This window comes from Moorena sp. SIO4G3, assembly GCF_010692305.1.
GTDB lineage: Bacteria > Cyanobacteriota > Cyanobacteriia > Cyanobacteriales > Coleofasciculaceae > Moorena > Moorena producens_A.
Window position 1 is genome coordinate 1 of the sequence record NZ_JAAHIG010000471.1, and the last position, 6,149, is coordinate 6,149.

Here is a 6,149-nt window from a genome sequence, read left to right on the forward strand (position 1 = left end):
AAAGGGCAGGGTTTTCACCTGCATCCGTAGGATAGTTAGAACTTTTTGAGGTGATTAACCTCGCGAGTCCCCTAGCTTATACCCCTCCAGTTTCTGGAGGCTCCTAGCTAGAACGAGCCGCACTCATAGTACCAGTATGTTTACTGGTCTTTGAAGTAGAGCTAGAAAATCCACGTTTGTCGAGGTCAGTTCCGTACCCCGGCTGTTTTCCTAAAGCCGCATTGAACATTACCATTGTGCTTGTTTTATCTCTATCAAACTCAAACCCACAAGCGTCACACACGTGATATCTATTCGACAGTTCAGCCCAGTTTTTGTGAACTTTTCCACACTCTGGACAACGCTGAGACGGTTTTAATTGTCTAGTCGGTAGTTGAAGGACAATTCCACCTTTGAGTTCAATTTTGTAGGTCAGCATTTTATTAAGAGTGCCGAACCCCACATCTAAAATGGATTTGTTCAATCCAGCTTTTTGCTTCTTTCTTTTTGACCCTTTTTTGGCTTTTCGGGTCATTCCTTTCGTATTTAGCTTTTCAGTTACGCCGATGTCATAACGACTAGATAGATCTGACGTAACCTTGCGATGCAGCGCGGTCTTGGGGGTTTCCCCCATGAGCGACTGCATCAAGACGTGTTGCCAATCTTTGCGTGCTAATCCAACTTTTCTCTTTAACTGAGATTCCTTTTTGTTCGCCTTCTTCCAACGTTTAGACGCTTTTATACCTTTTTTGAAATTGGGAGCCTGTTTCCTTCGCTTTTCTTTACCAGCTGCTTTTACTTTAGGTTCTAGAGTTTTACTAAAACGCTGATTGGCTATCTCCTCGAATTCACTGCCATTGAAAGCCGTGATAGCTGTTTCGGTTCCCAAATCATAAGCTACGATCTTTTCGTAATCCAAGTTGGATTCTGAGCCATATTTAGGGTCAGGAGCTTCTACTTTAACAGTTATTGAAGCATACCAGGTATTTGTATTTGGTTTATGCGTAATAGTGAGAGTTGTCGGCGTCCCCCAAAACTTGGCCTGTCCACGCATTTTTATAGTTAGACCAAGGTCATTTAATGTTAAAGTGCCATTCTTTCCGTCAGTGTTAGCCCTCCAACCAGCTTTACTGGGATAAGTCCATCCAGAATATTTTCGGATCGGTTTATATTTTGGGACTCCACCTAACCCTTGAAAAAAACGATTGTAGGCTAGATCTACTCTTTTTAAAGTAGCCTGCAAAGAAGTACTGTATAACTCTTTGTACTCTGGCCAGCACTTCTTAAAGTCAGGTAAGCAATTTTGTTGATCGAAATACCCTATTGATTTTTTATTAGCCTTCCATTCATAGCGACGATGCTCCGAAGGAGCCGCCAAGGGCGAACGGCTATCCCAGCATTGTAAAGTAACTGATGAAGTTTTCTGGCATAAAACATCTTTGATTTTGCTGTTTTATTAGGATAAAGCCGGAACGTTTGTCTGAGAGTCGCCATGAATATAATCACCTCCTTGGTCTCTGTGTTTACCGTCTACTATACTAGTATTATAGTATAGTAGACGGTAAATAAAAATGTCAAGCATTGAGGCTAGAAAATCTCAAAAAAGGACGAGAGGAGCACCTGCTCATTATGATGAACTAAAGAAGAAACATGGAGTCTGGCTTACGGATACTACATGGAAGTGGTTACAATTATCAGCTAAAGATTCTGGAGTAAGCGTTGGAGAGTATATAGAAAGCTGGGTGAGGAGACAAATTTCTGGTATTTGAGAGGGCTATCCATCCTAGAGACGAAACCTTAGGATAGTGGAGCCTTAATCAAAAAGTTTTAACCCTTTTATGCATAGCCGACTAACCATAAAGGCTCCACTATCCTTACGGTAACTTCAACACCTGAACGTTCGCGTAGCGTGGCCTACGGCCAGGTGGGAGAATTTCGCCCCCTCAAACTCCCCCATACTTGTTAAAATTAATCGGTTCTCCCATTGATCAATGTTTTGTCTGTGACCAGCAAAGACAGGAAAATAAGTAATGGCAAAAACACGATTGCCCAGCCAATTCCTAAAGCCCAGGCTGGGTATCCTTCATAGGGAGTCCTAATATCTTTTGAAAACTGGGTTGCCAGCAAAGCGACTAAAGCCATAGGAATCAGGTATTTTATAGAAAAATTCCACCATTTACCAACCGTCCAATCACTAACTTGGTTCATGTATCGTCGTAGCTTTTCCGCACCATACAACCATCCCACTAGGATAGATTGGAAAATAGCTACCAACATCAAGTTATAGTTAGTAACAAAATGATCTACAATATCTAAAATGTATAATCCAGCTCTGGTAGTGTAAATAATTCCAGCAATAAATCCCCCTAAACAAACCCCAATTGAAACCTTAGCAACATTTCCTTGTTGTTGTTTGTCCAGGATAGTCGCATTCAAAGCTTCTACTAGGGAAAAAGCGCTGTCGATGCCTAGGGAAAGCAGCATCACAAAAAACAGCAGACTGAATAGCCAAGGCAAGGGCATCAAGCTTAAAGCTTCCGGGAAAACCACAAACGCTAGACCAGGACCAGAAGCAGCCAGCTCTGCCAAGGGGGTGTTGGTAACTCCTGCCATATATCCCAAGATTCCGAACACCACAAAACCGGCAAATAAGCTGATACCACTGTTGATCAAGGCAGTTAACCAGGTATCTTTAGCAATGTCATCCTCTGAGTTCTTGTAGCTAGCATAAGTCACCATAATTCCAAATCCCAGAGATAAGGTAAAGAAAATTTGTGAGAATGCAGCTGTCCAGACTTCCGGGTCAACTAATGCACTCCAAACCGGAGTAAGATACAGTCTCCAGCCATTGAGGAAACCTGGTAACGTTACTGCGCGTAATAGCAATACTCCCAGTAAAATAATTGGAAGTGGCACGCTGTAGACAACGACTTTTCCCACACTGGTCGTGCCTTTCCAAACACAGAAATAAATCAAGACCCAGACTACAACTAGGGACCATAAGATTGGCCAGTTGATACCACCTAATACGTTGACCCCATCGCTGATTTGCAGAACACTATCAAAGAAGTAGCTTTTAGCATCACTCGACCACTTGACCCCAAAGGATGCTAGAAAGTAAATCAAGCTCCAGCCCATGACAACTGCATAATAGGAGACAATGATAAAGGCTGACATCAGGGCAAACAGACCGAGACTGCCGAAATTGGGGTGTAATTTCCTAAATGAGCCTATGGCTCCCCGTTGCATTTTTTGTCCTACCGCAAATTCCAGCATCAACAGTGGAACCCCAATTAGGACTAAAGCGATCAGGTAAGGGACTAGAAATGCTCCCCCACCGTATTTCCCAGCTAGGTAGGGAAAGCGCCACACATTGCCTAAGCCAACTGCAGAACCTACTGCTGCGAGGAGAAATACTGTTCTTGAAGCCCAACGTTGACGAGCCATCTACAATTTCCTCTATCTTCATAGTTCATGCTTCATACTTCATCCTTGATACTTCATCCTTTACAATTAATCCTTGATACTTCATACTTCTTTAAATTATTGCCATGGGTTTGCTTATTCCATCACAGGTTTTAGGGAGTCGGGAGTCGGGAGTCGGGAGTCGGGAGTCGGGAGTCGGGAGTCGGGAATAGGGAAAAAATTATCTGTATCTCATTACTATGATCAACTTTTATAGCGTTTATCGCAGTTATAATATAGGGTCTTATTTGACGTTGATTTCCTGTTAGGTGCGCTTTCCGCATCTAATTATTAAATTCGCCACGGGTCGCACCTCTTGATGCAGCGGATCGCTATTCCCTATTCCCTGTTTCCAGATCCGCTGTTCCCTAAAATCCAGAAAATTTTACCTCATAGCTATGATAATTGCTATAGGTTTACATCTCAAATACAAACCCTATATTTCACTTCAAGGTGCTTGGTAACTTTACGCCCAGGACTATCGCTCTTCCTGCCATAAACAAAGATAAAGCTAACCAAAGAAGATGAACATTTTGAAACTGCCAAGACGCCACAGCCATAGGGGCAAATCCCACCACCAAGGCGATTACAGTAGAATTACGTAAGGTCTTTCCTGCCGCTAAGCCCAGAAAATAACCATCCAGCATAAACGCAATGGAACCAAACCCTAACACCAGGAGTAACCAAGGAACATAGATAGTAATAGATTCGATCACCTCAGTGTGGTTTGTTAACAGCCCAAAGAGTGTCTGGGGAAACAGGATAAACAGGAAAGCAAGGTTAAGTCCCAATAGCAAACTGCTTCCTCCGACAATTTTCAATAAAGGGACTAACTGCTCTTTTGCTCCCTGACCTTGTAAATTACCCGTCAGAGTTTCAGTAGCAAATGCCAATCCATCAATAAAATAAACAGCCAGCATGAACACCTCTAATATTAAAGCATTTTCTGCCAAGATTGTGGTACCCAAAGCTGAGCTCATATTGGTAAAAATAGACAAGGTAAAAATAATCGCTAAGGTTCTAATAAAAAGATTACTATTTAGGGTAAAAGTAGCTATTATTTCCGACAAGTTCCAAATTCGCCTCGCTACTGATATTAGCTCTTGCCACTGGATTTCTCGCGTCACTAAAACTAGTCCCACTAAAACCATCACGTATTGACTAACTGCTACGGATACTCCAGCGCCAGCGCTTTCCCAACCCCAGCGAATAATAGTAAAGTAATCGCAAACTATATTAGCGGTGTTACCGATAATGGACAGCAGCAAAACCTTACCACTCATTTCTCTACCGAGAAACCAACCAATGATTACGAAATTGAGTAATGTTGCAGGAGCTCCCCAAATTCGAGCATTAAAATAGGCAATACCAGAAAATTTTACATCTGGTGTAGCACTTAACAGAGCAAATCCCAGCTCTCTGAGAGGATAGTGTAAACTTAAGATAAGTACACCTAAAATCAGAGCAATTAAGCCATTACGAAGTCCCACCAGCAACATCGCATCTCGGTCATTTCGTCCAACGGCTTGAGCGGTTACCCCAGTAGTTCCCATCCGTAAAAACCCCAAACTTTTGTAGATGAAGTTAAACAGGATAGTAGCGATTACGACTCCAGCTAAGTGGCGGATTTGATCTAAATGACCCAAGAAAGCCACGCTGATTAAACCCGCAAGGGGTACGGTCAGATTAGACAGAATATTGATGATCGCCAATTTCCAGAAGCGATAGAGCACATTGTCTTGGTTTGAGCAAGTAAAAGTCATCAATTAACCTTAATAGTTAGGGCATTTTTAATGGTAAAATAAAGGTGTTTTAACCTTTATTATTAAGTCAGATTAGTGGCTTGATTAAATAGTATAGCCAATCCTATTTTTATAGTTAGAGATTAATAGATATAGATTAATCGACTATAATATAAAGAATGTACGCCGAACCTAACCGTAAAGATAAAACTGATGATTGATTTAAGGATTTTAAAAAAATCCCCTATAAAGGATATCATATAAAAAGTGTAAAGACTAGTTGCCAGATTAACAGCAAGGCACTTGCACAAGCTAAAATCAATAAGCTGTTAATTTTTAACTACTGACGGCGGAAACTAAGCATGAGTAAAGTCAAGACGATTCAAAAACTACACGCGGAATGGGTGACATCAGAGAACTTTCAGCCCTACGGTCAAGTCATCTTTGCCAGTGAAGACGGCAAACCCTATGATAACGATGATGCTCAGTTAAACCTCGAAAATGGGATATCCCGGTTTTATATCATGCGGCTACACCACAACGGTCGTAAGTTTGATAAAATAACTCGCCACGTCCAATGTACTCAGTGTCTCGGTTCTCTAGAAGGCAAAGACTGGTTCATGGCTGTAGCTCCTCCCACTCAGGATGACCGACCCGTTTTAGAAGATATTGCGGCTTTTCGGATTCCAGGTAACTGCTTTATTAAATTAGAAGTAGGAACTTGGCACGCTGGTCCCTATTTTGACCAAGAATTTATAGATTTCTACAATTTGGAACTTGCTGATACCAATGTCGTAGATCATTTTACCCATGATTTTCTAGACAGCCATCAGTTACAGTTTGAAATTGTTATAGCAAAGGGAGCAGGGAGTAGGGAGCAGGGAGTAGGGAGTAGGGAGTAGGGAGTAGGGAGTAGGGAGTAGGGAGTAGGGAGTAGGGAGTAGGGAGTAGGGAGTAGGGAGA

The 6,149-nt window shown here is 42.0% G+C and carries 5 protein-coding genes; 1 reads left to right on the top strand and 4 read right to left on the bottom strand.

What is annotated here, in order from left to right:
• Positions 1-103: 103 nt before the first annotated feature.
• From F6J99_RS40275 to gntT, 4 genes are all read right to left on the bottom strand, one after another.
• Positions 104-1,357 carry a transposase gene (locus F6J99_RS40275; protein WP_293121803.1) on the bottom strand — a complete coding sequence of 418 codons (1,254 nt, stop codon included), beginning with the start codon at positions 1,355-1,357 and terminating at the stop codon, positions 104-106.
• A gap of 590 nt (positions 1,358-1,947) precedes the next feature.
• Entirely contained in the window at positions 1,948-3,426 is a 1,479-nt protein-coding gene (locus F6J99_RS40280) for a sodium-dependent transporter (RefSeq protein WP_293121806.1), read from the bottom strand.
• Between the two features lie 131 nt (positions 3,427-3,557).
• Positions 3,558-3,728 (bottom strand): hypothetical protein, encoded by a 171-nt coding sequence (locus F6J99_RS40285; protein ID WP_293121809.1) that lies wholly within the window; start codon positions 3,726-3,728, stop codon positions 3,558-3,560.
• 159 nt (positions 3,729-3,887) lie between these two features.
• Positions 3,888-5,207 carry a guanitoxin biosynthesis MATE family efflux transporter GntT gene (gene gntT / locus F6J99_RS40290; RefSeq protein ID WP_293121812.1) on the bottom strand — a complete coding sequence of 440 codons (1,320 nt, stop codon included), beginning with the start codon at positions 5,205-5,207 and terminating at the stop codon, positions 3,888-3,890.
• 341 nt (positions 5,208-5,548) lie between these two features.
• On the opposite strand from gntT, the gene F6J99_RS40295 reads away from it, so the two are divergent.
• Positions 5,549-6,088 (top strand): ureidoglycolate lyase, encoded by a 540-nt coding sequence (locus F6J99_RS40295; protein ID WP_293121815.1) that lies wholly within the window; start codon positions 5,549-5,551, stop codon positions 6,086-6,088.
• Positions 6,089-6,149 lie beyond the last annotated feature (61 nt).